The 26,653-nt window shown below is 71.9% G+C and carries 29 protein-coding genes; 21 read left to right on the top strand and 8 right to left on the bottom strand.

The annotated features are described in order from the left end of the window. Positions 1-21: 21 nt before the first annotated feature. Positions 22-453, top strand: coding sequence for a nucleoside deaminase (locus ABID81_RS02605; RefSeq protein WP_354593319.1), 432 nt, complete (start codon positions 22-24; stop codon positions 451-453). Between the two features lie 86 nt (positions 454-539). Here the strand turns inward: ABID81_RS02605 and ABID81_RS02600 are convergent, their stop codons facing one another. Next, complete coding sequence (locus ABID81_RS02600) at positions 540-1,502, bottom strand: cation diffusion facilitator family transporter (protein WP_354593261.1); 963 nt, start codon at positions 1,500-1,502, stop codon at positions 540-542. Positions 1,503-1,548: 46 nt separating this feature from the next. Between ABID81_RS02600 and proC the strand changes: the two genes are divergently transcribed. Then, positions 1,549-2,400: a pyrroline-5-carboxylate reductase gene (gene proC / locus ABID81_RS02595; RefSeq protein ID WP_354593260.1), complete on the top strand. Its 852-nt coding sequence runs from the start codon at positions 1,549-1,551 to the stop codon at positions 2,398-2,400. Between the two features lie 61 nt (positions 2,401-2,461). Here the strand turns inward: proC and ABID81_RS02590 are convergent, their stop codons facing one another. Next, positions 2,462-3,133 (bottom strand): potassium channel family protein, encoded by a 672-nt coding sequence (locus ABID81_RS02590; RefSeq protein ID WP_056257882.1) that lies wholly within the window; start codon positions 3,131-3,133, stop codon positions 2,462-2,464. Further along, the gene (locus tag ABID81_RS02585; RefSeq protein WP_354593259.1) at positions 3,126-4,583 is read right to left on the bottom strand and encodes a TrkH family potassium uptake protein; all 1,458 of its coding nucleotides are present in this window, start codon (positions 4,581-4,583) and stop codon (positions 3,126-3,128) included. The genes ABID81_RS02590 and ABID81_RS02585 overlap by 8 nt, the downstream gene beginning before the upstream one ends. Before the next feature lie 54 nt (positions 4,584-4,637). Between ABID81_RS02585 and ABID81_RS02580 the strand changes: the two genes are divergently transcribed. The 4 genes from ABID81_RS02580 (at position 4,638) to ABID81_RS02565 (ending at position 6,046) form a co-directional block, all read left to right on the top strand. Further along, positions 4,638-5,174, top strand: coding sequence for an ArsR/SmtB family transcription factor (locus ABID81_RS02580; RefSeq protein ID WP_354593258.1), 537 nt, complete (start codon positions 4,638-4,640; stop codon positions 5,172-5,174). Between the two features lie 115 nt (positions 5,175-5,289). Continuing rightward, positions 5,290-5,484 (top strand): helix-turn-helix domain-containing protein, encoded by a 195-nt coding sequence (locus ABID81_RS02575; RefSeq protein ID WP_354593257.1) that lies wholly within the window; start codon positions 5,290-5,292, stop codon positions 5,482-5,484. 106 nt (positions 5,485-5,590) lie between these two features. Beyond that, positions 5,591-5,689 carry a 30S ribosomal protein bS22 gene (locus tag ABID81_RS02570; RefSeq protein WP_003792170.1) on the top strand — a complete coding sequence of 33 codons (99 nt, stop codon included), beginning with the start codon at positions 5,591-5,593 and terminating at the stop codon, positions 5,687-5,689. A 90-nt stretch (positions 5,690-5,779) separates the two neighbouring features. After that, entirely contained in the window at positions 5,780-6,046 is a 267-nt protein-coding gene (locus tag ABID81_RS02565) for a glutaredoxin family protein (protein ID WP_354593256.1), read from the top strand. 84 nt (positions 6,047-6,130) lie between these two features. On the opposite strand, the gene aspS is transcribed toward ABID81_RS02565, so the two are convergent. Next, a complete protein-coding gene (gene aspS / locus ABID81_RS02560) occupies positions 6,131-7,465 on the bottom strand; it encodes an aspartate--tRNA(Asn) ligase (RefSeq protein ID WP_354593255.1) in 1,335 nt (444 codons plus the stop codon). Positions 7,466-7,573: 108 nt separating this feature from the next. Here aspS and ABID81_RS02555 point away from each other — a divergent pair, with 108 nt between their 5' ends. The 5 genes from ABID81_RS02555 to ccsB are packed head-to-tail and all read left to right on the top strand — an operon-like array spanning position 7,574 to position 12,423. After that, on the top strand, positions 7,574-8,221 hold the full coding sequence (locus tag ABID81_RS02555; protein ID WP_354593254.1) for a histidine phosphatase family protein: 648 nt from the start codon (positions 7,574-7,576) through the stop codon (positions 8,219-8,221). Beyond that, positions 8,218-8,844, top strand: a complete 627-nt coding sequence (locus ABID81_RS02550; RefSeq protein WP_354593253.1) for a TlpA disulfide reductase family protein — start codon at positions 8,218-8,220, stop codon at positions 8,842-8,844. The genes ABID81_RS02555 and ABID81_RS02550 overlap by 4 nt, the downstream gene beginning before the upstream one ends. Then, the gene (locus ABID81_RS02545; RefSeq protein ID WP_354593252.1) at positions 8,845-9,609 is read left to right on the top strand and encodes a cytochrome c biogenesis CcdA family protein; all 765 of its coding nucleotides are present in this window, start codon (positions 8,845-8,847) and stop codon (positions 9,607-9,609) included. Beyond that, positions 9,593-11,410 carry a cytochrome c biogenesis protein ResB gene (gene resB, locus ABID81_RS02540; RefSeq protein ID WP_354593251.1) on the top strand — a complete coding sequence of 606 codons (1,818 nt, stop codon included), beginning with the start codon at positions 9,593-9,595 and terminating at the stop codon, positions 11,408-11,410. The genes ABID81_RS02545 and resB overlap by 17 nt, the downstream gene beginning before the upstream one ends. Before the next feature lie 2 nt (positions 11,411-11,412). Further along, positions 11,413-12,423 carry a c-type cytochrome biogenesis protein CcsB gene (gene ccsB / locus ABID81_RS02535; RefSeq protein ID WP_354593250.1) on the top strand — a complete coding sequence of 337 codons (1,011 nt, stop codon included), beginning with the start codon at positions 11,413-11,415 and terminating at the stop codon, positions 12,421-12,423. 36 nt (positions 12,424-12,459) lie between these two features. Here the strand turns inward: ccsB and ABID81_RS02530 are convergent, their stop codons facing one another. After that, on the bottom strand, positions 12,460-13,485 hold the full coding sequence (locus ABID81_RS02530; protein ID WP_354593249.1) for an o-succinylbenzoate synthase: 1,026 nt from the start codon (positions 13,483-13,485) through the stop codon (positions 12,460-12,462). A 42-nt stretch (positions 13,486-13,527) separates the two neighbouring features. On the opposite strand from ABID81_RS02530, the gene ABID81_RS02525 reads away from it, so the two are divergent. The 4 genes from ABID81_RS02525 to ABID81_RS02510 are packed head-to-tail and all read left to right on the top strand — an operon-like array spanning position 13,528 to position 17,057. Beyond that, positions 13,528-13,950, top strand: coding sequence for a hypothetical protein (locus tag ABID81_RS02525; protein ID WP_354593248.1), 423 nt, complete (start codon positions 13,528-13,530; stop codon positions 13,948-13,950). Between the two features lie 27 nt (positions 13,951-13,977). Further along, complete coding sequence (locus ABID81_RS02520; protein ID WP_354593247.1) at positions 13,978-14,886, top strand: 1,4-dihydroxy-2-naphthoyl-CoA synthase; 909 nt, start codon at positions 13,978-13,980, stop codon at positions 14,884-14,886. Positions 14,887-14,900: 14 nt separating this feature from the next. Beyond that, positions 14,901-16,076 (top strand): AMP-binding protein, encoded by a 1,176-nt coding sequence (locus tag ABID81_RS02515; RefSeq protein ID WP_354593246.1) that lies wholly within the window; start codon positions 14,901-14,903, stop codon positions 16,074-16,076. Between the two features lie 24 nt (positions 16,077-16,100). Beyond that, on the top strand, positions 16,101-17,057 hold the full coding sequence (locus ABID81_RS02510; RefSeq protein ID WP_502915168.1) for a 1,4-dihydroxy-2-naphthoate polyprenyltransferase: 957 nt from the start codon (positions 16,101-16,103) through the stop codon (positions 17,055-17,057). Between the two features lie 18 nt (positions 17,058-17,075). Here ABID81_RS02510 and ABID81_RS02505 read toward each other — a convergent pair whose 3' ends face one another. Next, positions 17,076-17,351: a DUF4229 domain-containing protein gene (locus ABID81_RS02505; RefSeq protein WP_354593245.1), complete on the bottom strand. Its 276-nt coding sequence runs from the start codon at positions 17,349-17,351 to the stop codon at positions 17,076-17,078. 177 nt (positions 17,352-17,528) lie between these two features. On the opposite strand from ABID81_RS02505, the gene ABID81_RS02500 reads away from it, so the two are divergent. Genes ABID81_RS02500 through ABID81_RS02490 form a run of 3 tightly spaced genes read left to right on the top strand, consistent with a single transcriptional unit; the run spans position 17,529 to position 20,548 of the window. Further along, positions 17,529-17,888: a PLD nuclease N-terminal domain-containing protein gene (locus tag ABID81_RS02500; RefSeq protein WP_354593244.1), complete on the top strand. Its 360-nt coding sequence runs from the start codon at positions 17,529-17,531 to the stop codon at positions 17,886-17,888. Beyond that, positions 17,889-19,643: a 2-succinyl-5-enolpyruvyl-6-hydroxy-3-cyclohexene-1-carboxylic-acid synthase gene (menD, locus tag ABID81_RS02495; protein WP_354593243.1), complete on the top strand. Its 1,755-nt coding sequence runs from the start codon at positions 17,889-17,891 to the stop codon at positions 19,641-19,643. A 53-nt stretch (positions 19,644-19,696) separates the two neighbouring features. After that, complete coding sequence (locus ABID81_RS02490) at positions 19,697-20,548, top strand: PPK2 family polyphosphate kinase (RefSeq protein WP_354593242.1); 852 nt, start codon at positions 19,697-19,699, stop codon at positions 20,546-20,548. A 24-nt stretch (positions 20,549-20,572) separates the two neighbouring features. Here ABID81_RS02490 and ABID81_RS02485 read toward each other — a convergent pair whose 3' ends face one another. Further along, positions 20,573-21,976, bottom strand: coding sequence for an MFS transporter (locus tag ABID81_RS02485; RefSeq protein WP_354593241.1), 1,404 nt, complete (start codon positions 21,974-21,976; stop codon positions 20,573-20,575). Further along, positions 21,973-23,205, bottom strand: coding sequence for an isochorismate synthase (locus ABID81_RS02480; protein ID WP_354593240.1), 1,233 nt, complete (start codon positions 23,203-23,205; stop codon positions 21,973-21,975). The genes ABID81_RS02485 and ABID81_RS02480 overlap by 4 nt, the downstream gene beginning before the upstream one ends. Before the next feature lie 52 nt (positions 23,206-23,257). Here ABID81_RS02480 and ubiE point away from each other — a divergent pair, with 52 nt between their 5' ends. The 3 genes from ubiE to ABID81_RS02465 all read left to right on the top strand — a co-directional run bounded on the left by ubiE (position 23,258) and on the right by ABID81_RS02465 (position 26,608). Continuing rightward, positions 23,258-23,998 carry a bifunctional demethylmenaquinone methyltransferase/2-methoxy-6-polyprenyl-1,4-benzoquinol methylase UbiE gene (gene ubiE, locus ABID81_RS02475; protein ID WP_354593239.1) on the top strand — a complete coding sequence of 247 codons (741 nt, stop codon included), beginning with the start codon at positions 23,258-23,260 and terminating at the stop codon, positions 23,996-23,998. Then, positions 23,995-25,134: a polyprenyl synthetase family protein gene (locus tag ABID81_RS02470; RefSeq protein WP_354593238.1), complete on the top strand. Its 1,140-nt coding sequence runs from the start codon at positions 23,995-23,997 to the stop codon at positions 25,132-25,134. The genes ubiE and ABID81_RS02470 overlap by 4 nt, the downstream gene beginning before the upstream one ends. A 91-nt stretch (positions 25,135-25,225) precedes the next feature. Further along, entirely contained in the window at positions 25,226-26,608 is a 1,383-nt protein-coding gene (locus ABID81_RS02465; protein WP_354593237.1) for an FAD-dependent oxidoreductase, read from the top strand. The last annotated feature ends 45 nt before the right edge of the window (positions 26,609-26,653 follow it).

Raw genomic sequence — 26,653 nt, 5'->3', positions numbered from 1 at the left:
CCGCCCGAGTTCGACGACTGGATGTCGCTCGCCCTCGCCGAGGCCGACGCCTGTCGGGTCTCGGCCGACGTCCCGGTCGGTGCCGTGGTCGTCGACGTCGACGGCGTGGTGATCGCCACCGGACGCAACGAGCGCGAACTGCGTCAGGACCCGACGGCCCACGCCGAGGTGATCGCCCTGCGGGCCGCGGCCCGGCACACGGGCGACTGGCACCTCACCGGCACGACCCTGGTGGTCACGCTCGAACCGTGCCCGATGTGCGCCGGCGCGCTGCTCGCCGCGCGCGTGCCGCGTCTCGTCTACGGCGCCTGGGACGAGAAGGCAGGAGGCGCGGGCAGCGTCTACGACATCGTCCGCGACCGCAGGCTGCCGCACCGCGCCGAGGTCTACGCCGGGGTGCGCGAGGCCGAGTGCCGGGCGCAGCTCGACGCGTTCTTCGCCGAGCGTCGCTGAAGAGCGCCGCGCCGCACCGCACCGCACCGCACCGGGCCGCGCCGTACCGCGCTGACCCTGGTCGGTGACCCGCGCCTCCTCGGTCCTCAGTCGGCGGCGCGGATGACGATCGCGTCGGTGGGCGGGTCGACCTGGCCGGGCTTGACCCACACGTCGGGCTCGACGTAGATGACGCGGGCGATCGGCACGGCCTCGCGGATGCGCGCCTCGACGGCGTTGATGCCGCTCGCCACGTCGGCGAGCACGGTCCGGCCGGGCATCGCGACCTTGACGCCGACGAGCAGCTCGTCAGGGCCGAGGTAGAGCGTCTTCATGTGGATGATCGACTCGACCTCGGGGCCGCCCGTGATCGCGTCGCGGATCTTCCGCACGTCGTCGGCCGAGGCGCCCTCGCCGACGAGCAGGCTCTTGGTCTCGATGCCGAGGACCACCGCCACCGCCACGAGCAGCAGGCCGATGGCGATCGTGCCGATCGCGTCGTACACGCCGTCGCCCGTGATCCAGGTCAGGACGACGCCGATCATGGCGAACGACAGGCCGAGCAGCGCCGCGGCGTCCTCGAGCAGCACGACGGGCAGCTCGGGCGCCTTGGCCCGGCGGATGAACGACGCCCAGCTCTGCTGGCCCTTGCTCGGACGCGACTCGCGGATCGCCGTGCGCAACGAGAAACCCTCGAGCGTGAGCGAGATCGCCAGCACGAGCACGGGCAGCCACGGCACGTCGAGCGGGTGCGGCTCGCGCAGCTTCTCGACGCCCTCGTAGAGGGAGAAGACCCCGCCGACGCTGAACAGGATGATCGACACGACGAACGCGTAGACGTAGCGCTCCCGGCCGTGGCCGAAGGGGTGTTCGGCGTCCGCCGCCTTCTTCGCCTTGCGGCCGCCGAGCAACAGCAGCAACTGGTTGCCCGAGTCGGCGAGCGAGTGGACGCCCTCGGCGAGCATCGACGACGAGCCCGAGAAGGCCCACGCGATGAACTTCGTCACCGCGATGCCCAGGTTCGCGCTGAGTGCGGCGATGATCGCCTTGTTGCCGCCGTGACTGCTCATCGGTTCGATCCCCTCGTGTGGTCCTGGTCGATCCTAGGATGGCCGGATGGTCACCACCCTCCCCACCACAGCGATTCTCGGAGCCGGCTCGATGGGCGGCGCCATCCTGCAGGGGTTGCTGCGCCCCGAGGTCACCGTCGACGGGGGCGTGCGGGTGACGAACCGCACCGAGGTCAAGGCCCGGGCCCTGCGGCACGGTGCCGTCACCTCGCTCGCGACCGAGACCGACCCGAGCGCGAACGCCTCGGCCGTCGTGGGTGCCCGGCTCGTGCTGATCGGCGTCAAGCCGCACATGGTGGTCGACCTGCTGCGCGAGATCGGCCCGGTGCTCGACGCGGGCACCGTCGTGGTGAGCCTCGCCGCGGGCGTCACGACCGCCACCATGGAGGCCGCCCTGCCCGACTCCGTCTCGGTGCTGCGCTCCATGCCGAACACCCCGTCGCACGTCGGGCTCGGCGTCACCGGGCTCAGCGCCGGGTCACGGTCGACCGACGCCGACCTCGAGCTCGCCCGGTCGCTCTTCGCCGTCGTCGGCGACGTCGTGGTCGTCCCCGAGCCGCAGATCGACGCGCTCAGCACGATCTCGGGTTCGGGCCCCGCCTACGTCTTCTACCTCATCGAGCGACTGCAGGAGGCGGCGGTCGCGTTGGGCTTCACCCGCGCGCAGGCCGCCACGATGGTCCAGGGCACGTTCCGCGGCGCGAGCGAGCTGCTCGCCGCGAGCGACGTCCTCCCGGCCGAGACCGCGCCGGCCGAACTGCGCCGCCGCGTGACGAGCCCCGGCGGCACGACCGAGCGCGCCGTCGCCGAGCTCGCCGACGGTGGCCTGCTCGAGCTGTTCGAGCGGGCCACGCAGGCCGCCCTCGCCCGCAACCGCGAGATCGCCGAAGGGCGCTGACCCGCCGGGCACCGCCCCCAGGGCCGCCGACCCGTCGGCACCGCCGCTCGTCGGGCCGCGGTCAGCCCTCGAGGGCGGCGAAGCGCTCGATCGCGCGGCTGTCGCCCGACACGATGATCAGGTCGTGGTTGCTGATGACGGTCTCGGGCGTGGCCTCGACGAACGCGCCTCCGGGGCTCTTGACGCCGACGATCGTGATGCCGTACTTGGTCCGGATGTTCGAGGCGGCCAACGAGGCGCCGCGGACGGGCTTCGGCGGGTACATCTTGACGATGGCGAAGGCATCGTCGAACTCGATGTAGTCGAGCATCCGGCCCGAGACGAGGTGCGCGACGCGCTCGCCGGCCTCGCGCTCGGGGTAGATGACGTGGTTGGCGCCGATGCGGGCCAGGATCTTGCCGTGCGACTGGCTGATGGCCTTCGCCCAGATCTGGGGCACCTTCAGGTCGACGAGGTTCGCGGTGATCAGGACGCTCGCCTCGATGGACGAGCCGACCGCGACGACGGCGATCGAGAAGTCCTGTGCGCCGATCTGCTTGAGGGCGTCGATGCTGCGGGCGTCGGCCTGGACCGCGTGCGTCACGCGGTCGGCCCACTTCTGCACGAGGCCGGCGTCGGTGTCGACGGCCAGGACGTCGCGGTCCTGACGCTCGAGCTGCCCGGCGGTCGCGGCGCCGAAGCGCCCGAGGCCGATGACGAGCACGGGGGCGTCGTGCTTGATCTTGTCAACCAACGATCGGTCGCTCCTCGGCTCTCGTGAACAGCTGGCGTCGCTGGCTGGCGGCCAGGGCGACGGAGAGTGTCACTGTACCAACGCGGCCCATCCACATCGTGACGGCCAGGATGTACTTCGCCGAGTCGGGGAGGCGCTCGGTGAGGCCCGTGCTGAGGCCCGAGGTGGCGAACGCCGAGATGGACTCGAACAGGACGTGGTCGAGGGGCTCTTTCGTGATGTGCATGATCAGGATGCTCGACACGGCCACGATCGTGGCACCCCAGAGCACGACGCTGACGGCCAGGCGCAGCACGTCGCTGGGGATGCGGCGGCCGAAGGCCTCCATCGACCGCTGACCGCGCGCCTCGGCGAACGCCGCGAGGAACAGCACGGCGAGCGTGGTCACCTTGATGCCACCGGCCGTCGAGGCGGAGCCGCCGCCGATGAACATGAGCATGTCGGTGACGAGCAGCGACGACCCGTTGAGGTCGGAGATCTGGATCGTCGAGAAGCCGCCCGACCTCGTCATCATGCTGAGGAACAGCGACTGGAACACCGTCGGGCCGGCTTCGATGCCGCCGAACGTCTTCGGGTTGTCGAACTCGAGGACGATGTACAGCACCATGCCGAACACGATCAGGATCGCCGTCGTCAGCAGGGTCAGCTTCACGTGCACCGACCAGCGGCGGGGGTTGCGGGGGTTCCGGGCCAGTGCGTAGATCACGGGGAACCCGATGCTGCCGAGGAACACCCCGATCATGATCAGGCTGAGGAACCAGTAGTCGTTCTCGAACGCGGCCAGGCCGTCGGCGTTGGGGGTGAACCCGGTGTTGGTGAAGGCCATCGCCGAGTAGTAGAAGCTGTCGAGCACGGCGTCGCCGACGGGGATGCCGTCGATCAGCATGCGGGGGATCATCAGCAGGGCGATGGCCAGCTGGATGACGAACGAGCTGAGCGCCACGGTGGTCAGCAACCCGCCGATCTCGCCGAGCCGGACGGCCTGCCCCTCGGGCACCGGGCCCGCGTGCACCCGCAGGGGGTTCTGGTCGCCGGCCGCCATGAGTCGCGCCCGCAGGCCGAGCTTGCGGGACACCACGAGACCCATGATCGAGGCCAGGGTGAGCACCCCGATCGCGCCGATCTGCACGCCGACGAAGATGACGACGTGGCCGAACAGGGACCAGTGCGTCGCCATGTCGACGGTCGCGAGGCCGGTGACGCAGATCACCGAGACGGCCGTGAAGACGGAGTCGGCCAGGGGCGTGACCGTCCGGTCGGCGGACGAGACGGGCAGCGAGAACACCAGCGTGAAGACGACGATCAGGCCGGTGAAGATGAGGATGGCGAAGCGAGCGGGCGACTTGCGACCGATGTCGTCGATCGCGTCGCTGAGTCTGTGCCAGGGCGAGCGGCCGGGGTCCGAGGGGCGGCGTCGACCGGCGACGGGGGCGCGAGTCACGCCGGTCATGCTATCCCGGCGGTGCCCGAGGCCGTGCCCGCGCCGGGTCACTACGCTGGCTGCATGCCGGACATCTTCGCCGTGATCGCCGACGCCACCCGCCGAGACCTCCTGAAGGTGCTGCTCGATGCCTCGACGTCGACCGACTCCGCCAACGCCGACATCAGCGTGGGCGAGATGGTCACCTCGCTCGGCATCAGCCAGCCCACGGTCTCGAAGCACCTCCGCGTGCTGCGCGAGGCCGGCCTGGTCACCGTCCGCGAAGAAGGCCAGCACCGGTACTACTCGGTCGAGCCGGGGCCGCTCGAGGCCGTCGAGGACTGGCTGATCCCGTTCGTCAGCGTCGACTCCCTGGTCTCGGACGCGCTGACCAGCACGCCGTTCGCGGCGTGGGCCGGGGCCACCGTGCCCGCCCCGCTGCGGAGGGCGGCCGAGAGCCTGCCCGACGCCGAAGACGTCGGCAGCACGCTGGGCCGCTACGTGGCCGGGGCCCAGCACCGCGCCTCCTCGGCCCTGCACGACGCACAGAGCGCACTCGGTGCCCTCGACGAGCGCGTGATCGACCCGGTGCGCAAGCGCCTCGGGCGCACGGGGCCGTAGAGCCCGACCGTTCCTTTACACCGAGTCACACGCGCCCCTAGAGTTGCCCCCAGGCACACGGGAAACACCCTTCTGCCCCACAGCCCCGGCACGGGGCCCGAGTCGAGGCAGGGTCATGTCGCAGGATCTCTCGGATGTGCGGTTCCTGACGGTCGCCGAGGTGGCCGACATGATGCGCGTGTCGAAGATGACGGTGTACCGCATGGTGCACTCGGGCGAGCTGCCGGCCATCCGTTTCGGACGGTCCTTCCGCGTGCCCGAATCGGCCGTCGTGGCCGTGCTGCGGACCGGCGTCGCCGACGTCGGCTGACCCACTTCGACTTTCTCGGGCCGTCCTAGTAGACTGAGCCGAGGCATTTTTCCGCGGTTCTGTTTCGGACCCGGTCGGTCCAATCCAGAAATCAGTGAGGTCCTCTATGGGTTCTGTCATCAAGAAGCGTCGCAAGCGCATGGCGAAGAAGAAGCACCGCAAGCTGCTTCGCAAGACTCGTCACCAGCGTCGCAACAAGAAGTAGCCGCTGTACACGAAGGCCCCCGCCGACCACCGGTCGCCGGGGGCCTTCGTCGTGCCCGGGGCAGCCGCGGCCGTCGCTACCCTTGTGGGCATGGCCGAACCGCGAATCACCCTGTTGACCAAGCCGGGCTGCCACCTCTGCGACGACGCCCGGTCCGCGCTCGCCGAGGTGCTGGCCGAGGCCGAGTTCGCCGATGCTGCGCTTCCCGTCGACGAGAAGAACATCCTCGACGACGCCGAGCTCACCGCCGAGTACGCCGAAGAGATCCCCGTCGTCCTGCTCGACGGCCGGGTGCACACGATCTGGCGCGTCGAGCCCGACCGCCTGCGGACGGCGCTCCGCAGCGCCTTCCTCTGAGGGGCGACCCGGCGGCGGGCCCCCGGTGGACACGGCGACGCCCCGACGAGCCGGACTCGTCGGGGCGTCGCCGTGGGGTCTACGCTACGGCTGGAGGCGCGTGGGGCCACGGAAGAGGAAGGTCACCTCGCGCAGGTTCGCCTGGTGCAGCATGAGCATCAGCACGCGGGCGAGACCCATGCCGAAGCCACCGTGCGACGGGGCGCCGAAGCGGAAGAAGTCGAGGTAGCTCGACAGCTCTTCGGGCTTCATGCCCTTCTCGCGGATCTGCTGCTCGAGCACCTCGATGCGGTGCTCGCGCTGGGCGCCCGTGGTGATCTCGGTGCCGCGGTAGATCAGGTCGTAGCTCTTGGTGAGCTGCGGGTCGTCGTCGTGACGCATGTGGTAGAACGGGCGGATTGACGCGTCGTAGTCGGTCAGGTACACGAAGTCGTGGCCGTACTCCTCGGCGACGTACTCGGCGATCCGGCGCTCGCCCTCGGGGTCCATGTCGGCGTCGGCACGGGGCACCTCGTAGCCGCGCTCGGCCACGATGCGCTTGGCCTCGGCCAGCGGGATGCGCGGGAAGGGCACGGTCGGCACGACGACGTCGACGTCGAAGAGCTCCTTGATCTCGGCGCCGTGCTTGTCGGCCACGGCCTGGAACGCGAAGGCCAACAGCTGCTCTTGCATCTGCATGACGTCCTCGTGGCTCTCGACGTAGCTGATCTCGGCGTCGACGCCCGTGAACTCGGTCGCGTGCCGTGAGGTGAACGACGGGTCGGCACGGAACACCGGGGCGATCTCGAAGATCTTGCCGAAGCCGGCCGACTGGGCCATCTGCTTGAAGAACTGCGGGCTCTGCGCCAGGTAGGCGACACCGTCGAAGTAGTCGACCTTGAACAGTTCGGCGTTCGACTCGCTCGGGGTCGCCATGAGCTTCGGGGTGTGGATCTCGACGTAGTCGCGCTCGATCCACCAAGTGCGCAGGGCGTGCTCGAAGGTCGTCTGCACCCGGAAGATCAAGGCGTTGCGGGGCACGCGCAGGTCGAGGAAGCGCCAGTCGAGGCGCTTGTCGATGCCGCTGTCGGCGGCGATGGGGGTCTCGGGGTCGGCCAGGGAGTCGATGACGAGGGTCTCGACCTTGACCTCGATGCCACCGAGCTTGACGCGCTCGTCGTGCTTCAGCTCGCCGGTGACCGTGACGAAGCTGCCCTGCGAGAGGGACGAGATGGCGTCGGCGACGTCGTCCGTCTCGCCCGCGGCGGCGAGCACGTCGGCGGCGGTGCGGGGTCGGACCAGCTGCAGGGCACCGGTCTCGTCCCGCAGGACGACGAACTGCACCTTCTTCTGATCGCGCACCGTCTCGACCCAGCCGGTCACGGTCACGGGTCCGTCGGGCAGCGCGGACAGGTCTTTGATGAGGGTGCGTTCGATCACGAGGCCCGAGTTTACAGGCCGCGCCCCGCGTCAGCGGCCCCGGGGCGCCGGAGCTTGGAGGTTTCCGTGGGGGAGGTGTGCAGCGACGGCCGACCTAGACTCGTCTCCATGCCCGCGCAGCAGATCCACCTCGTCCGGCACGGTGAGGTGCACAACCCCGAGCACGTGCTCTACGGCCGGCTCGACGGTTTCGGTCTCAGCGACCTCGGCCACCGGATGGCGGCCGCGTCCGCCGAGGCCTTCCGAGAGCAGGGCGTCCCGGTCCGGGCCCTCTTCGCCTCTCCGCTGCAACGCACCCGAGAGAGCGCGGCCCCCTGGGCGTCGGCCTTCGGCCTCGAGGTGCAGGTCGACGAGCGACTCGTCGAGCCGACCAACAAGTACGAGGGCCGGCGCAGCGACTTCAGCATCGCCAGGCAGCTCAAGGTGCCCGCCGAGTGGCCCTGGATCGTCAACCCCCTGAAGCCCAGCTGGGGCGAGGCCTACGTCAGCATCGCCGCCCGCATGCTGTCGGCCGTCGACGAGGCCTGGTCGAGCGTCGACGACGGCGACGTCGTCCTGGTCAGCCACCAGCTGCCGATCTGGATGGTCCACCGCAGCGTCACCGGCGCCCGGTTGTTCCACGACCCGCGACGCCGTCGGTGCACCCTGTCGAGCGTCACCACGCTCGAGCGTCGCGCCGGGGGCTTCGTCGAGGTCGGCTACCAGGAACCCGCTGCACACTTGAACGCGTCCGCCGTCGACCTGGGAGCAGTGTGAGCCAGACCATCCGCCCGACCCGCGCCCGACTCGTCGCCCGCGCGGCCGCCCTGACGGCCGTCGTGGCCCTCGTCGCCACGGGCTGCTCGAGCACGGCCGACGACCTCGCGAAGCAGTACGGCAACGGCACGACCGAGAACTACATCTCGGGCAACGGCACCGTCACCGAGATCGCCCCCGACGACCGCGCCGACCCGGTCGAGTTCACCGCCGAGACCGACGCGGGCGAGACCGTCTCGCGGTCCGACCACGAGGGCGAGGTCGTCGTCCTCAACTTCTGGTACGCCGCCTGCCCGCCCTGCCGCCTCGAGGCCCCCGAGCTCGAGAAGCTGAACCAGGCCTACGCCGACAAGGGCGTCGAGTTCCTCGGCGTCAACGTGCGCGACCAGGCGGACACCTCCCTCGCCTTCGCCCGCACGTTCGACGTCACCTACCCCTCGGTCGTCGACGCCAACGACGGCGCCGTCCAACTCGCCCTGGCCGGCACGATCGCCCCCAACGCCGTCCCGACGACGATCGTCCTCGACCGGCAGGGGCGGATCGCCGCCCGCATCCTCGGCGGCCTCGACGGGCCGGGCATCCTCGACACCCTGATCTCCGACACCCTCGCCGAGACGTCCTAGGTGTACCAGGGCAATCCCTTCTTCGACGCGGTCGTGGGCGGTCAGCTCGCGGTCGGCCTGCCGGTGGCGTTGTTGGCGGGTCTCATCTCGTTCCTGTCGCCCTGCGTGCTGCCGCTCGTCCCCGGCTACCTCGGCTACGTCGGCGGTCTGACGACGGGGGCGACGGAGGCGCGGGCCAAGCGGCGAGACCGCCGACGGCTCGTGCTCGGCGTCGTCCTGTTCGTCCTGGGGTTCTCGGTCGTCTTCGTCGGCACGTCGCTGGCCTTCGCCTCGGCGGGGTTCTGGCTCATCCAGTGGCGTGAGATCGTCACCCGGGTCATGGGCGTCGTGGTCGTCCTGCTCGGTCTCGTGTTCATCGGGCAGTTCACGTTCCTGCAGCGCACCCTGAAGCCCGGGTTCCTGCCGCGGACGGGCCTGGCGGGGGCACCGCTGCTCGGCGTCGTCTTCGGCATCGGCTGGACGCCCTGCATCGGTCCGACCCTCGCGGCCGTCCAGGTGCTGGCGCTCGGCTCGGGTTCGGCCTGGCAGGGCGTCCTGCTCGGTGCGTTCTACTGCATCGGCCTCGGCGTGCCCTTCCTGCTCGTCGCGCTCGGCTTCGGCTGGGCCTCACGGTCCATCTCGTTCGTCAAGCGGCACATCCGCGTCGTCAACATCGTCGGAGGGTCACTGCTCGTGCTCATCGGTCTGCTCATGGTCACGGGCCTCTGGTCCAGCCTCATGTCGCACGTCGGGGCGGTGATCGCGAGCTATGGCACGATCGTCTGACCGGGGCGCGGGCGACGCGACCCGCGCCTCCTCGTCCGCGGCCGACGCCGACCCGGTCGACGTCGACACGACCGACGTCGCCGGCGACCCGCTGCGTCCGAGCGACCACATCGACTCGGTCCGGCCCGCGTCGACCGAGGGGTCCGGCATCACGCAGCCCAAGCTCGGCCCGATCGGCTACCTGCGCTTCTTCTGGCGTCAGCTGACCAGCATGAAGACCGCGCTGTTCCTGCTCATGCTGCTGGCCGTCGCGGCGATCCCCGGGTCGCTCGTGCCCCAGCGCACCTCCGACCCCAACGGCGTCGTGCAGTACCGCACCGACCACCCCGACCTCTTCCCGGTGCTCGACAAGCTCGGGGTGTTCGACACGTACTCGTCGCCGTGGTTCTCGGCCGTCTACCTGCTGCTGTTCATCTCGCTGATCGGCTGCATCATCCCCCGGACCCGTCACCACTTCGAGGCGCTCCGCGCGCGTCCGCCGAAGACCCCGGCACGCCTGTCACGCCTGGCCGGCTACCGCTCGGTCACCCTCGAGGGCGCAAGAGGCGCGGGTGACGCCTCGATCACGGCCGCCCGTGCGGTCGAGGCCGCCCGTGCGCAGCTGAGGCGCTCCGGCTACCGCACCCAGGTCTTCGGCGACTCGGTCAGCGCCGAGCGCGGTTACCTGCGCGAGACCGGCAACCTGGTGTTCCACTCGGCGCTGGTGGGCGTGCTGCTGACCGTCGGCATCGGCGGCGGCTTCGGCTACTCGGGTCAGCGCGTCGTCGTCGAGGGCCAGACGTTCTCGAACGTGCTCGGCTCGTACGACTCGTTCAACCCGGGGCGCTGGTTCGACGAGTCGCAGCTGTCGCCGTTCTCCATCGCGCTCGACCGGTTCTCGACGGAGTACGCGCCCGACACCGACGGCGCGGCCGGAATGGCCACGGACTTCACGGCCGACGTCACCGCCGAGACCCGGGGCGGTGACGCCGAGAAGACGCAGATCAAGGTCAACTCGCCGCTCTCGATCGGCGGTTCGAACGTCTACCTGCTGGGCAACGGCTACGCGGTCGACGTCACCGTCCGCGACGGAGAGGGCAACGTCGCCTTCCGCGACACCGTGCCCTTCCTGCCGCAGGACACCAACCTGACCTCGCTCGGGGTCATCAAGGTGCCCGACGCCCTGCCCGAGCAGCTCGGCATGATCGGGTTCTTCTACCCCTCTGCCGTCGACCTCGGCACGGGAGCCCTGTCGTCGGACGACCCCGACACGACCAACCCCGTGCTCAGCCTCAACGTCTACTCGGGCGACCTCGGGCTCGACCAGGGCGTGCCGACCTCGGTCTACACGCTGACCACCGACGGGCTCACGCCCCTGGCCGGCACCGACGACGACGCGCAGGAGAAGGCGATCCAGCTGACGCCCGGCGAGACCGCGACGATCCCCGACGGCCTCGGCACCATCACGTTCGACGGCGTCAAGCGCTTCGCCTCGTTCGACATCCACCACGACCCGTCACAGGTCTGGGTGCTGCTCTTCGCGGGCCTGTCGTTCGCGGGCCTGCTGACCGCCCTCTTCGTGCCCCGCCGGCGGGTCTGGGTCAAGGCGACCGAGACCGACGGGGGCGTCCGCCTCGAGTACGCCGGCCTCGCCCGCGGCGAGGACCCCACGCTCGGACGTGCCGTCGGCGAGATCGCGAAGGCGCACCTCGGCGGCCTCGGCGTCCCGGCCGACGTCGCCCGCGAGGTGGCCGACGACCCGGCCCGTCACGACGTCGAGAAACCCGGCCCCGGCGCGGGCGACCGCGGACGTAAGATCTGATCATGACCGCCGACCTCGCCTACTACTCGCTCGTCGCCGTCTACTCGGCGATGGCCATCTACACGATCTCGTTCGTGGCCTTCGCCCTCGACCTGGCGAAGCGGTCCGGTGACGCCCAGCAGGCGGCGGCCCGTGCCGCGAAGGCCGAGGCACTCGCGACGGCCACCGTCTCGCGATCGGGCGCCGGCGGCAGCACCGTCGTCCTGGACCGTCCCTCCGGCGGATCGGGTGCGTCGACCGCGGCTCCGACGGACGCCCCGGCCAAGGCCTCGAGCTTCGAACGCGTCGCCATCGCGATGATGCTGCTCGGCTTCGTCGTGCACGTCGCCTCGGTCGTCCTGCGCGGACTCGCCGCCGGCCGCGTGCCGTGGGCCAACATGTTCGAGTTCTCGCTCACCGGCACGGCCATCATCGTCGGGGTCTACCTCGCCGTGCAGTTCGTGGTGAACCTGCGGTTCCTCGGCGCGTACGTCATGGGCCTGAACCTCGTGCTCCTGGCGATCGGCACGGTCAACTACTACGTGGCCGTCTCGCCGCTGCCGCCGGCGCTGCAGTCGGCCTGGTTGGTCATCCACGTCTTCGTCGCCATCCTCGGCACGGCGTTCTTCGCCATCGCCGCCGGGCTGTCGGCCGCCCAGCTCGTGCAGACGAAGCGCGAACAGGCCAAGCTCGCGGGCCTGCGCTTCATGGACACCCTGCCCGGGGCCGAGCGACTCGAGGACCTCGCCTACCGCATCGCCCTGGTCGGCTTCGTCCTCTGGACCTTCACCCTCATCGCCGGCGCCATCTGGGCCGAGCGGGCCTGGGGTCGTTACTGGGGCTGGGACACCAAAGAGGTCTGGACCTTCATCATCTGGGTGCTCTACGCCGGGTACATCCACGCGCGGGCGACCCGCGGGTGGCGAGGAGCGCGCTCGTCGTGGTTGTCGATCATCGGCTTCGCCGCAGTGATGTTCAACTTCTCGGTCGTCAACGTCTTCTTCAAGGGCCTGCACGCCTACTCGGGCCTGTGACCGGCCCGCGCGGCGGGCTCGAGTCCTGACCCGGCGTCAGCCGGCGAGGACGGCGTAGGAGGCGCGCAGCCGACCCAGCCACGCCTCGCGCCGGTCGTCGTCCACGGCGTGACGGCGCAGCAGGTCGACGTCGACGTCGACCCGGCGCACCTCGACGGCACCGTCGACCGGCAGCAGCGGTTCGCGGGTGACGTCCGCCCCGAGCAGCGCGGCCGTCCCCAGACCGCAGTCGTGGTGCAGGTGGGGCACGGAGGCGGCGAGGTGTGCCCCCATGCTGAGTCCGACCGACGTGTCGATGGCGCTCGAGACGACGACCGGCAGTCCCGCCGCGGCGACGATCGCCAGGGCGGCGGTGATCCCGCCGAGGGGCTGGGCCTTGACGACGAGCAGGTCCGCGGCACCGGCCCGGGCCACGGCCAGCGGGTCGTCGGCCTTCCGGACGCTCTCGTCCGCGGCGACGGGGATGCCGAGGCCGGCGACGCGACGTCGCAGCTCGGCGAGCTCGGGGACGGTGGCGCAGGGCTGTTCCGCGTACTCCAGGTCGAACGGGGCCAGGCCGACCAGCGCCTCCTCGGCCTCTCGGACCGTCCAGCCGCCGTTGGCGTCGACGCGCACGCGGCCGTCGGGCCCGACCCATTCGCGTGCCGCGGCGACGCGGGCGACGTCGTCGGCGAGCGTCTGACCGCGTTCGGCCACCTTCACCTTCACCGTGCGGCAGCCGCGGTACCGCGAGAGCACCTCGGGCACGCGGTCGGCCTCGACGGCGGGCAGGGTCGCGTTGACGGCCACCCGGTGGGTGCCCGTCGACGGCAGCCGACCCCAGCCGAAGTCGATCGTGGCCGCGAGCCAGGCGGCGGCCTCGCCAGGGCCGTACTCGACGAAGGGGCTGAACTCGGTCCAGCCGGACGGGCCCTCGACCAGCAGGGCCTCGCGCTCGTCGAGCCCGCGGAAGCGCGTGCGCAGGGGCAGGCGCACGACGTGGGCCCCGTCGACCAGTTCGGCCAGGGGAGGCAGGGCGGACGGCGTGGCTGCGGCGAGCGGGGGGTGGTCGGCGGTCGGCATCCGCTCAGTGTCGCACCGGCGGCCCCGGTAAGGTCGTGCGTCATGGTCGACCGCGAACCCGAGCCCGCCCGAGAGCCCGTGCGCCCAGCCGACGGCCCGGCCGACGGCGTCGCCGCCGCCGGGCCCGACGTCGACGGCCTCGGGGTGTTCGACGGCCCCGGTCACGACGAGGCGGCCACGCCGCCCCGCAGCCGCCGGTTGGGCGTCGTCACCTTCGTGCTCGCCCTCGTGCTGCTCGCCCTCGACGGCCTCGCGCTGGGCCTGCTCGCGGCCGACGTCGTCGGGCCGGCGGCCGTGCTCGCGCTCGTCACGCTGCTGGCCTCGATCGTCGTCGGCGTCGTGGCGCTGATCGCCGTCGCCATGCGCCGCGGTCGCTGGTGGGGCGTGGCAGCGCTGCTGCTCAGCGTGCTGGCCAACCCGTTCGTGCTCGTCCGGCTGATCGGGCAGTTCGTCTCGACGGTCTGACCCGACCCCCGTCGGTAGGCTGGCGGCATGGCTTCCGAGGTGTCCGACCTGTTCGATCCGACCGAGTGGCGGGGGGTCGACGGCTTCGACGCCCTGACCGACGTCACGTACCACCACAGCCTCGACGGCCGGGTGGCCCGGGTGGCCTTCGACCGACCCGAGGTGCGCAACGCCTTCCGGCCGCACACCGTCGACGAGTTGTACCGCGTGCTCGACCACGCCCGCATGGACAGCCGCATCGGCGTCGTCCTGTTGACCGGCAACGGCCCCAGCGAGAAGGACGGCGGCTGGGCCTTCTGCAGCGGGGGCGACCAGCGCATCCGGGGTCGCGACGGTTACAAGGCCGAGGGCGACCGGGCGAACGTGCCCGACCCGGCGTCCGCGGGTCGTCTGCACATCCTCGAGGTGCAGAGGCTGATCCGCTTCATGCCCAAGGTCGTCATCGCCGTGGTGCCCGGTTGGGCGGCCGGGGGCGGGCACTCGTTGCACGTCGTCTGCGACCTGACGATCGCGAGCCGCGAGCACGGCCGCTTCAAGCAGACCGACGCCGACGTCGGCTCGTTCGACGCCGGCTACGGCAGCGCCTACTTCGCGAAGCAGATCGGCCAGAAGTTCGCGCGCGAGGTGTTCTTCCTCGCCGAGGAGTACAGCGCCGACCGCGCCTACGAGATGGGCGCCGTCAACCGCGTCGTGCCGCACGCCGACCTCGAACGCGAGGCGCTCGGCATGGCGCGCACCGTCCTCACGAAGTCGCCGACGGCCATCCGCATGCTGAAGTTCGCCTTCAACGCCACCGACGACGGCATCGTCGGCCAGCAGGTGTTCGCGGGCGAGGCGACCCGTCTCGCCTACGGCACCGACGAGGCCGTCGAGGGTCGTGACTCGTTCCTCGAGAAGCGCGCGCCCGACTGGTCGCCCTTCCCCTGGCAGTACTGACGGAGGCGCGGCTCGTGACCCGCCCCCTGGTCGCCGTCGACGCCCGTGACCCCGGTGCCGTGCTCGACGCGCTCCGGGTCGCGCTCGAGGGCGGCCCGGCCGTCGCTCCCCGGACCGACGACCACGTGCCCGCCGACCTGCCGCGCGTGGTGCCGCAGGCCGTGTCGCTCGTCGTCGAGACCAGCGGGTCGAGTGGTCGCCCGAAGCGCGTCGCCCTGTCGTCCGACGCGGTGCTCGCGGGAGCCGCCGCGGCCGACGGCGCGCTGGCCGGGCCGGGCCGGTGGGTGCTGGCCCTCCCGGCGCACTACGTCGCAGGCCTCAACGTGCTGGTCCGGTCGATCACCGCGGGCACCGAACCCGCCCTGCTCGCCCCCGGGCACTTCGACGTCCGGGCCTTCGTCGAGGCCGCTGCCGGTCTCGAGCACCCCGTGCGGTACTCGTCGCTCGTGCCCGCGCAGCTCGCGGTCGCCCTCGACGCGGCCGAGGCCGACCCGGCCGTCGCCGACGTGCTGCGCCGGTTCGACGCCGTGCTCGTCGGCGGGCAGGCCACGCCGGTCGCCCTCGTCGAACGGGCCCGTCGGGTCGGCGTGACGGTCGTGCGCACGTACGGGTCGAGCGAGACGAGCGGGGGGTGCGTCTATGACGGCGTGCCGGTCGGTCGGACGCACGTCGAGGTCGTCGACGGGCAGGTCGAACTGGGCGGACCGTCGCTCGCCGAGGGGTACCTCGACGACCCCGAGCGGACCGCGTCCGCCTTCGTCACCCGTGACGGCCGTCGCTGGTACCGCACGGGCGACGCGGGCACGGTCTCCGACGGCGTCCTCACCGTGACCGGACGGTTGGACGACGTGATCGTCTCGGGGGGCGAGAAGGTGTCGCTGGGCGTGGTCGAGCGGGTCGTGCGCGAGCAGCCGGGGTGGAGCGACGCCGTCGTCGTCCGTGCGACGCACGCCCGGTGGGGCGAGGTGCCCGTCGTGGTGACCGACGCCGCGCCTCCTGCGTCGTCCCCCCTCGGGCCGCCGGCGGACGACGAGCTGTCGGCGCTGCGCGCGATCGTGGCGTCCGTCGCGGGTCGTGCCGCGGCACCCGACCGCATCGTGCGCGTCGAGACGCTGCCCTCGTTGGCCAGCGGCAAGCCGGACCGCGTCGGGCTGACGCGGTTGGTGGCCGGCCTCGCGGCAAGCTGCTAGCCCGCTGCGAACTAGACTCGGGTCGTGGCGAAGACGAAGACCTCGACCCCCCAGCGCAAGGGCCGTCCCGGCGGCCGACCCGGTGGACGACCCGGCAGGCAGCCGGTGCGCCGGGTGACCGCCCGCGACTGGATCGGTGGCGCCCGGCTGCGCACCCTGCCCCTCGGCATCGCGCCGGTCGCCCTCGGCACCGGCGTCGCCCGAGCGAACGGAGGCTGGGACCTCACCCTCGCGCTGCTCTGCCTGGCGGTCGCCGTCTTCTTGCAGATCGGCGTCAACTACTCGAACGACTACTCCGACGGCATCCGGGGCACCGACGACTTCCGCGTGGGTCCGTCGCGCCTGACCGGGTCGGGCAGCGTCCGGCCGAAGACCGTGCTGCGGGTCGCCCTGGCCTTCTTCGCACTCGCGGCCGTGGCCGGCGTCGTCGTCGTCGTGATCACGCAGATCTGGTGGCTGCTCGCGGTGGGTGCCGCGGCCGTGGTCGCCGCGTGGTTCTACACGGGGGGCAAGCGGCCCTACGGCTACAACGCCCTCGGCGAGCTGTTCGTCTTCGTCTTCTTCGGGCTCGTCGCCACCGTGGGCACGACCTTCGTGCAGCTGCGCGAGTTCCCCTTCGACGCCTGGGTGGCGGGCATCGCCGCCGGACTCTTCGCCTGCGCCGTGCTGATGGTCAACAACGTGCGCGACATCCCGCAAGACACGGCGGCCGGCAAGCGCACCCTCGCGGTCGTCGTGGGCGACCCGGTGGCCCGGGCGCTGTACGCGCTGTTCCTGCTGCTGCCGTTCATCATCCTGGTGTACTTCGCGTTCCTCTACCTGCACGCGCCCTACGTCTACTTCACGTTGATCGTCGCCGTGCCGGCAGCGGTCATCGGCGTCACGGGCAGGACGCCCCGTGAACTGATCCTCGCCCTGCAGCTGTCGTCGCTGTCGGCCCTGGTCTGGGCCTTGGCGCTGTCGGCCGCGCTCTTCTTCTAGCGCCCGCGCCGGGTCGTCCTAGCGGTTGCGTCCCGTGTCGGCCTCGTCGTCGGCGATGGCCTCGTCCTCGGCGGCCGAGTCGTCGTCGAGACGGGCCGGGCGCGATCGACGCTCGGCGAGGTCGAGTGCGACGCGTCGCCGCAGCGGGGCGAAGAACAGGTACGAGACGCAGAAGCCGACCACCGCGGCGATCAGCGTCGCCCACAGCGGGTCGAACCGCAGCACGAGCAGGACGCCCAGCACGACCGCGAACAGGCCGAGGCGGACGATCGAGTACTTGAGCCAGGGTTTCACGACGAGGAGTCTACGGTCCGTCGGGTGTGCGCCCGCCGCGCGGCGGGCACCCGGCACCGGCCCGGCGTCCCCCGCCCGGGAGGCGCGGTGCGGCGTCGCTGCGCACCCCACGTCACAGCTCGGCAACGGCCGCGCCACCATCAGGCGTTGCACCGGATCGAGACCTAGGATCAGCTCATGGTCAGGCTCTTCATCGTGGGCATCGTCGCCGCGGCGGCGTTCGTCATCTTCGCGCTCATCGACTGCCTGTTCGCCGACGCCTCGCGGTTCCGGGCTCTGAACAAGCCCCTCTGGGCCGTCATCATCGTCGTGCTGCCCGTCATCGGGGCCGTGCTGTGGTTCGTGCTCGGCCGGGCCCGCAAGAGCGGTCGTCCGGCGGCGCAGCGCACCGTCGCACCCGACGACGACCCCGAGTTCTCGGGCACCACCTGGCGCACGACGAGCGATCTCGACCGCGAGACGACCGACGAGCGCATCCGTCGACTCGAGCAAGAGCTGCTCGACCTCGACAACGACGACAAGACCGGCAAGCAGTAAGTGGCCAGCCCCTCGACCGAGTACGCCCTGTCGCTGCTCGGGGCCCTGGTCGACGCGGGCGTCCGCGACGTCGTCCTCAGCCCCGGGTCACGCAGCCAGGCGCTCGCCCTGGCGGCGGCCGAGTTCGAGGCTGCGGGACGCCTGACGCTCCACGTCCGCATCGACGAGCGGTCGGGTGGATTCCTCGCCCTCGGCCTCGCCGCCGAGACGGGTGTGCCGAGCGTCGTCGTCACCACGTCGGGCACCGCCGTGGCCAACCTCCACCCCGCCGTCCTCGAGGCCCACCACTCTGGCGTGCCGTTGATCGTGCTCAGTGCCGACCGTCCGGTCGAGATGCGCGGCATCGGGTCGAACCAGACCACCGTCCAGCCGGGCCTGTTCGCGACGGCCGTCGGCTGGGTGCGGGACGTCGAGGCGCCCCGCACCGGTCCGGTCGACCACGAGGCCGTCCGGGCCCTGGCCCGCGACGCGGTGGCCGAGGCCCTGGGCGGCGACTCGCACGGCGCGCTCGCGCGGTCACGGGGGCCCGTCCAGGTCAACGTGGCGTTCCGCGAGCCCCTCTCGTCGGGCGAGCAGACCCTGCCTCCCGCCCGGCCCGAGCCCGTCCGGCCTCCGCCGCCGGCGGCACCGACCCCGGTCGAGGTCGACGTCGAGCCCGCGACCCTGGTCGTCGCCGGCCACGCGGCCGGCCCGGACGCCGAGTCGCTGGCACGGTCGCTCGGTGCCCCGCTCGTGGCCGAGGTGTCCAGCGGCGCACGGTTCGGCCCACACCTCGTGCCGTCCTACCGGGCGCTCCTCGACGACACCGACTTCGGCGGTCGCGTCCGCCGCGTGGTCGTGTTCGGGCACCCGACGCTCAGTCGTCAGGTCCCCGCCCTGCTCACGCGTGACGGCGTCGAGGTCGTCGTCGTCCGCGCAGCCGGGGCCGAGGCCTACGACCCGAGTCGCTCGGCACGCGTCGTCGAGGCCGTCGAGGTGACCCGCGCCTCCTCGGCGGCCGGTTCGGCGGACGACCCCGCCCACCGGGCCTGGGTCGGTCGCTGGGTGCACACGGGACGCCGACTGCTCGAGGCCGCGGCCGAGGTCGCGGACGGGGCCGACGGCGGGCGGGCCGAGGTCGGCGCCGACGACGACGGGTCGGTCGACCGCACCGAGGCCGCCGAGCGCGCGGAGTTCCTCCGTCGAGAGGTGCAGCTGCTGCGGAGGCCGGTCACGCGTCGCGCCCTGGCCGAGGCCCTCTGGCGGGTGAGCTGGCCGCACGACCGGCTCGTGCTCGGGGCGTCGCGGCTGATCCGCGAACTCGACCAGGTCGTGCCGGGCAAGAAGATCCCCGTCCACGCCAACCGGGGCCTGGCGGGCATCGACGGCACGATCGCCACCGCGACCGGCATCGCCCTCGCCAGTCAGCGCGACGATCCCGCCGCGGGCACGACGCGCGTCCTCGTCGGAGACCTGACCCTGCTGCACGACGTCGGTTCGTTGCTGGCGGGCCTCGGCGAGACGCGGCCGCGGCTGCAGGTGGTCGTCGGCAACGACGGCGGCGGCACGATCTTCGACGGGCTCGAGGTGGCGTCGACGGCCTCGGCCGAGGCCATGACGCGCGTGCAGTTCACCCCGCACGACGTCGACCTGCCCTCGCTCGCCCGCGCGTACGGCTGGCGGCACGTCGAGGCGGCCACCCGGGCTGAACTCGACCGCGCGCTCGTGGCCCGGTACGACGGCCCGGTGCTGGTCGAGGTGCCGCTCGCTCGCTGACCGTCCGCCCCACGACGGGGCGGTTCTCCGTGCCCGGTCGTAGGGTCGGGGGCATGGCCAAGACGTGGACGACCCCGCCCTCCCAGTCCCTCCGAGCAGGCGAGGGCTTCGTCCTCGCCGACGTCGACACCTCGTCGACCCCCGGCTTCACGGGCGACAAGTCGTATTCGCAGCAGGTGCTCGAGTCGGGGCGCGAGACCCTCGGCGAGCTGCAGGAGAAGCTGTTCGCCCAGAGCCGCAGCGGAGGCAGCACGGGCAACGTCCTGCTCGTCCTCCAGGCGACCGACACGGCCGGCAAGGGGGGCATCGTGCGGCACGTCGTCGGGGCGGTCGACCCGCAGGGAGTGGCGCACCACGCGTTCAAGGCGCCGACGCCCGACGAGCTCGCGCACGACTTCCTCTGGCGGGTGCGACGCGAGCTGCCCGGCCCCGGCATGATCGGCGTCTTCGACCGGTCGCACTACGAGGACGTCCTGATCGGCAAGGTGCGGCGCCTCGCCCCGCCGGAGGAGATCGAGCAGCGCTACCTCGACATCGTGGCCTTCGAGGACGAGCTCGTCGCGAACGGCACGACGCTGGTCAAGGTCATGCTGCACATCTCGTCCGCCGAGCAGAAGGAGCGCCTCGCCGACCGCCTCGACCGCCCCGAGAAGCACTGGAAATACAACCCCGGCGACCTCGAGGAGCGCCTCGTCTGGGACGACTACCAGGAGGCCTACGAGACGGCGATCCGCCGGACCTCGACCGAGACCGCGCCGTGGTTCGTCGTCCCCGCCGACCGCAAGTGGTACGCCCGGGTGGCCGTCCAGAAGCTGCTCGTCGACGCGCTCTCGTCGCGCGGCCTCGAGTGGCCGGCCGCGCAGTTCGACGTCGAGCTCGAGAAGACCAAGCTCGCGACGTCGTAGGGCGACGCCCGACCGCGGGCGGGCCTAGGAGGCGCGGGTCCGCACCGCGTCGCCCGTCCCCCTGGGCAGCCGGAGCCCCTCGACGACGCTGAGCAGGGCCAGCGCGGCCAGCACGATCAGCGCGGCCTGGTACCCGGTCGCCGCGGACGCCCGTCCGTCGGCCGAGGCGACGACGTCGGCCACGCGGACGGCGAGGGCGGTGGCGGCGACGCCGAGCCCGACGGCGAGCTGGCTCGTGATCGAGGCGATCGCGTTGGCGGGGCCGATCATCGGTGCCGGGACGTCGGCGAACTGCAACGTGTTGTAGGCCGTGAAGCCGACCGACCGGAAGACGCCGCTCAGCAGCAGCACGCCCGCCACGACCACCGGTGACGTGTCGGGCCGGACCAGGGCGGTCGCGACGAAGGTCGCCGCGAGGGCGACGGTCGCGACGACGACGATCGGCACGATGCGGAAGCGGTGCAGCAGCGGGGTCGTGAAGGGCTTGACCGCGAGGTTGCCGACGAAGACCCACATGAGCATCAGGCCGGCCTCGACGGGCGACCAGCCGAAGCCGTCCTGCAGCAGCAGCGGCACGACGAACGGGATGCCGTTGACCACGGCCCGGTAGAGCGAGCCGCTGAGGTTCGTCACGCGGAACGACCCGATGCGGAACGCCGCGAGGTCGAGCAGGGGGTGCGCCGCCCGACGGAACCACCGCACCGCGCCGGCGCCGAGCACGACCGCGGCGGCGGCGAGCAGCGCGCCGGGCACGAGCGTCGTGGGTTCGCCGAGCAGCTCGAAGGCGAGCACGAGCGACACGATCGACCCGGCGACGAGCGTCAGGCCGACCAGGTCGAGCGGTTGGCGGTCGCCGACCTCGGGGGAGGGGACGACCCGCCAGGCCGCGACGAGCAGGGCCACGCCGACCGGCACGTTGACGAGGAACACCCACTGCCAGCCGAGGTGCTCGGTCAGCAGGCCGCCGATCAGCGGGGCGACGACCGGGGCGACGAGCGCGGGCCAGGTGAGGTACGCGATGGCCCGGATCAGTTCGGACTTCTCGGTGCTGCGCAGCACGATCAGCCGCCCGATGGGCACCATCATGCTGCCGGCGAAGCCCTGCACCACACGCGACGTGGTCAGGGCGACGAGGTCGGTGCTCGCCGCACAGGCCACCGAGGCGAGAGTGAAGAGCACGACCGCGCCGAGGAACACCGGGCGGGCACCCCAGCGCTCCGCGAGCCAGGCCCCCAACGGGATGAACGCCGCGACCGCGACGAGGTAGCCCGTGACGGCCAGCCCGAGCTGCGCGGGCTGCACGCCGAAGTCGTCGGCGATCGTCGCGGTGGCCGTCGACAGGATCGTCGCGTCGAGGTTCTCCATGAAGAAGGCCGCCGCCACGACGAGGGCGACCGGGCGCGACCACGACGTCGCCGGGGCGGTCATCGGCTGAAGGCGTCGACCACGGGGCGGAACTTCATGGCGGTCTCGGCCACCTCGCGCTCGGGCACCGACTCGGCGACGACGCCGGCGCCGGCGAACGCCCGCACCGAGCCGTCCGGGTCGACCTGCGCGCAGCGGAGGGCGATCGCCCATTCGCCGTCGCCGTCGGCCCCCACCCAGCCGACCGGCCCGGCGTAGCGGCCGCGGTCGAACGGTTCGAGTTCTCGGATCAGGGCCAGCGCCTCCGTCGTCGGGGTGCCGGCCACGGCCGCCGTCGGGTGCAGCGACGCGATGAGGTCGAGCGAGCTCGAGCCGTCGGTGAGGCGGCCGCGCACGTCGCTGGCGAGGTGCCAGAGGTTGGGCAGCCGCAGGGTGAACGGCTGTTCGCCGGTCACCACGTCGCGGGCGTGGGGCCCGAGCGACAGCAGCAGGCTGCGGAGCGCGAACGCGTGCTCGTCCAGGTCTTTGGGCGACGTCGCGAGGGCCAGCGCGGCGTGCTCGTCGGTCACCGCGTCGACGCCCCGGGCGGCGCTGCCCGCGAGCACGCGGGCCGACACCACGCCGCGTTCGGACTTGACGAGCGTCTCGGGGCTGGCTCCGATCAACCCGTCGACCGCGAAGGCGTAGCAGTCGGGGTAGGCGGTCAACAGGGTGGCCGCGACGAGGCGGAGGTCGGCCTCGGCCGGGAGGGTGCCGACGAGGTCGCGTGCGAGGACGACCTTGCTGACGCGGCCGTCGTCGATGGCGCGCACCGCCCCGGCCACGGCCCGTGCGTAGTCGTCGGCGCCGAGGGCCCCGTCGACCAGGGAGAGCCGGACGGAGGCGCCGACCGGCTTCCCGGCGGGCAGCTCGGCCCCGTCGACCCGCGTGATCCACGCGACGCCGTCACGACGCCCGATCACGATGCGGGGGACGATCAGGACGCTCTTCTCGGCGGACTCGTCGTCGAAGGCGAACGAGCCGAAGGCGACCAGCCCGGAGCCCGGGACGCCCACCTCGTCGTCGACGGTGGCCGCGGCGGCGACGGCACGCCAGGCGTCGGCCGCCTCGGTCATGCGGTGGGGGCCGGAGAACTCGAGTCGCAGGGCCTCGCCGATGCCCGCCATGCCCGCGCCGCCGCGGACGAAGACCAAGGGACGGGCCCGGTCGACGACGTCGAGGAGGGGGCTGATGTGGTCGATGCGGGTGGTGCGGACGGCGAGGGACGGAGCGCTGAACGCGGGGGAGTTCACCCGTCGACCCTACTCGGGACACCCCCAGTGCTAGACGGTAGGATCGACCATCGTGACCAAGGCCGACATGAACAAGCAACCCGACGAGGTCGCCTCGATGTTCGACGGCGTCGCGCGCCACTACGACCGCACGAACGACGTGCTCTCGGCGGGCAACGCGGTGCTGTGGCGCATCGCCACCGTCAAGGCGATCGGCGCGGGCCCGGCCGACAAGGTGCTCGACATCGCGGCGGGCACCGGCACGAGCTCGGCGGCCATCGCCCAGCGCGGCGCCGAGGTCGTCGCGCTCGACTTCTCGAAGGGCATGGTCGAGGTCGGCCGCGAACGCCACCCCGAGCTCGAGTTCGTCGAGGGCAACGCCGAGTCGCTGCCGTTCGACGACGACACCTTCGACGCCGTCACCATCTCGTTCGGCCTGCGCAACGTCAACCGGCCGAAGGTGGCCCTCGCCGAGATGAACCGGGTGCTCAAGCCCGGCGGCCGACTCGTCGTCTGCGAGTTCTCGACGCCCCCGTTCGGTCTGCTGCGGGTGGCCTACCGCGCGTACCTCAAGTACGGCATGCCGCTCATCGCCAAGCTCACCAGCAGCAACGGCCCGGCCTACTCGTACCTCGCCGAGTCGATCGAGCAGTGGCCGGAGCAGCAGGTGCTCAGCCAGTGGATCCGCGGCGCGGGCTTCACCCGGGTCGCCCACCGCGACCTCAGCCTGGGCATCGTCGCCCTGCACCGCGGACGCAAGCCGGCGCAGGGTGCCGCGCGCGCCTCCTCGCGTTCGAAGCGGGCCACCTCGTGAACGCGGGGGCGCCTCCCGCGCAGCGCAACTCGTTGGGCCGGTCGCTCGGCCTCGGCGAGAAGCTGTTCGCCACGCCGACCGAGCGCCGCTTCGTGGCGGCCGTCGACGACGGGCTCGAGCTCGTCGAAGAAGGACTGCTGCGTGAGATCGCCTTCGCCGACGACATCGCCGACGCCACCACGCGGTACCTGCTCGCGGCGGGCGGCAAGCGCGTCCGGCCCACGCTGACGCTGCTCATCGCCCAGTTGGGCGACGGGGCGACGCCGGGCATCGTGGCCTCGGCCCAGGCCACCGAGATCACCCACCTCGCCTCGCTCTACCACGACGACGTCATGGACGAGGCGCAGATGCGTCGTGGCGTCCCCAGCGCCCAGACCGTGTGGGGCAACAACGTCGCCATCCTGGCGGGCGACCTGCTGTTCGCCCGGGCCAGCACGATCGTCTCGGGGCTCGGCCAAGAGGCCATCCTGCTGCAGGCCGAGACCTTCGAGCGCCTGTGCCTCGGTCAGCTGCACGAGACCGTCGGCCCCCGCGACGGCGACGACCCGATCGTGCACTACCTCGACGTCCTCGCCGACAAGACGGGGTCGCTGATCTCGACGGCCGCCCGTGCCGGGGTGATGTTCAGCGGGGCCCCGCGCGAGTACCTGGCCCCCGTCGCCGAGTTCGGCGAGAAGATCGGCATCGCGTTCCAGTTGATCGACGACGTCATCGACCTCTCCGACCAGCCCGCCGAGACCGGCAAGAAGGCCGGCACCGACCTGCGCGCGGGCGTCGTCACCCTGCCCGTCCTGTACCTCCGCGAGCTGGCCAGGACCGACCTCGAGGCGTCGTCGCTGCTGAACGAGATCGACCGCATCGTCGACGCGACGCGGGCGGCGGCCCAGCGGTCCGACCGCGAGCCGACGGCCGACGGGGTGCCGGCGGCAGACCTCGCCCACGAGACGTCACACCTCGACGCCGACTTCGCCGACCTCGTGAGGCGCGTCCGAGAGCACGACGTCACCGAACGCACCCGCGTCGAGGCGCACCGGTGGGCCCGCGAGGCGCTCGAGGCGCTGTCGCCCCTGCCCGACGGCCCGGTCAAGAAGGCGCTCACCCGCTTCGCCGACCGCGTGGTCGAGCGGTCCGCCTGACCGGCGCCGCGCCTCCTCGTCCCGCTCGACCCCGAGCACCATCGTCCAACCGGCCGGCCCCGCCGAGCCACCCCAGACCTAGGGAGCAACCGTGACCACCTTGCGACTGGCCATCGTCGGCGCCGGCCCGGCCGGCATCTACGCCGCCGACATCCTGGCCAAGGCCGAGAAGGCCTTCGACGTCTCCATCGACCTGTTCGAGCAGCTGCCGGCCCCCTACGGCCTGGTGCGCTACGGCGTGGCGCCCGACCACCCGCGCATCAAGGGCATCGTCAACGCCCTCCGCGACGTGCTCGACAGCGGCGACATCCGCGTCTTCGGCAACGTCCGCTACGGCGTCGACATCGGCCTCGACGACCTGCGCAAGCACTACAACGCGGTGATCTTCTCGACGGGGGCCATCAAGGACGCCGACCTCGACATCCCGGGCATCGACCTCGAGGGCAGCTACGGCGCCGCCGACTTCGTCAGCTGGTTCGACGGCCACCCCGACTTCCCCCGCACCTGGCCGCTCGACGCGACCTCGGTCGCCGTCGTCGGCGTCGGCAACGTCGCCCTCGACGTCTCGCGCATCCTCGCCAAGCACGCGGACGACCTGCTGCCGACCGAGATCCCCGACAACGTCTACGAGGGGCTCAAGCAGTCGTCGATCACCGACGTCCACGTCTTCGGCCGCCGTGGTCCGGCCCAGGTGAAGTTCACCCCGCTCGAGCTGCGCGAGCTCGGCGAGGTGCGCGACGTCGACATGATCGTCTACGACGAGGACTTCGACCACGACGAGGCCTCGAAGACCGCCATCGCGACGAACAAGCAGGTCTTCGTCATCGACAAGGTGCTGAACCAGTGGCGTCAGCGCGAGGTCGGCACGGCCTCCCGCCGCCTGCACCTGCACTTCTACGCCAAGCCCGTCGAGGTCGTCGGCGACGCCGAGGGACGCGTGGCGGCCTTCCGCTACGAACGCACCCGTCCCGACGGGCAGGGCGGCGTCGAGGGCACCGGCGAGCTGCGCGACGTGCCGATCCAGGCGATCTACCGGGCCGTCGGCTACTTCGGCTCGCCGCTCGACGGCATCCCGTTCGACGAGCGTCGAGGCGTGATCCCGAACCACGAGGGCCAGGTCATGGACGACGACAACCAGATCGTCCCCGGCGTCTACGCCACGGGGTGGATCAAGCGCGGGCCGGTGGGCCTCATCGGACACACCAAGAGCGACGCGATGGAGACCGTCAAGCACCTCATCAACGACCAGGCCAGCTGGTGGCAGCCCGAGGACCCGTCCGACGAGGCCGTCCCGGCGCTGCTCGAGTCGCGGGGCGTCGAGTACACCGACCTCGAGGGCTGGCACCGGCTCGACGAGCACGAGATCGGCCTCGGCGCGTCGCACGAACACGAGCGGGCGCGGGTCAAGGTCGTCGAGCGCGACGAGATGGTCCGCGTGTCGAGGGCCGTCGAGGCGGAGTCGACGCCGGCCTGACGTCCTCGACCACCGTCGGCGCGCCTCCTCGGCCGGTCGTCCTCC

The sequence above is a fragment of the Frigoribacterium sp. PvP054 genome, assembly GCF_040547465.1.
Classification (GTDB): domain Bacteria; phylum Actinomycetota; class Actinomycetes; order Actinomycetales; family Microbacteriaceae; genus Frigoribacterium.
This window is presented reverse-complemented; position numbering and strand designations above follow the sequence as displayed.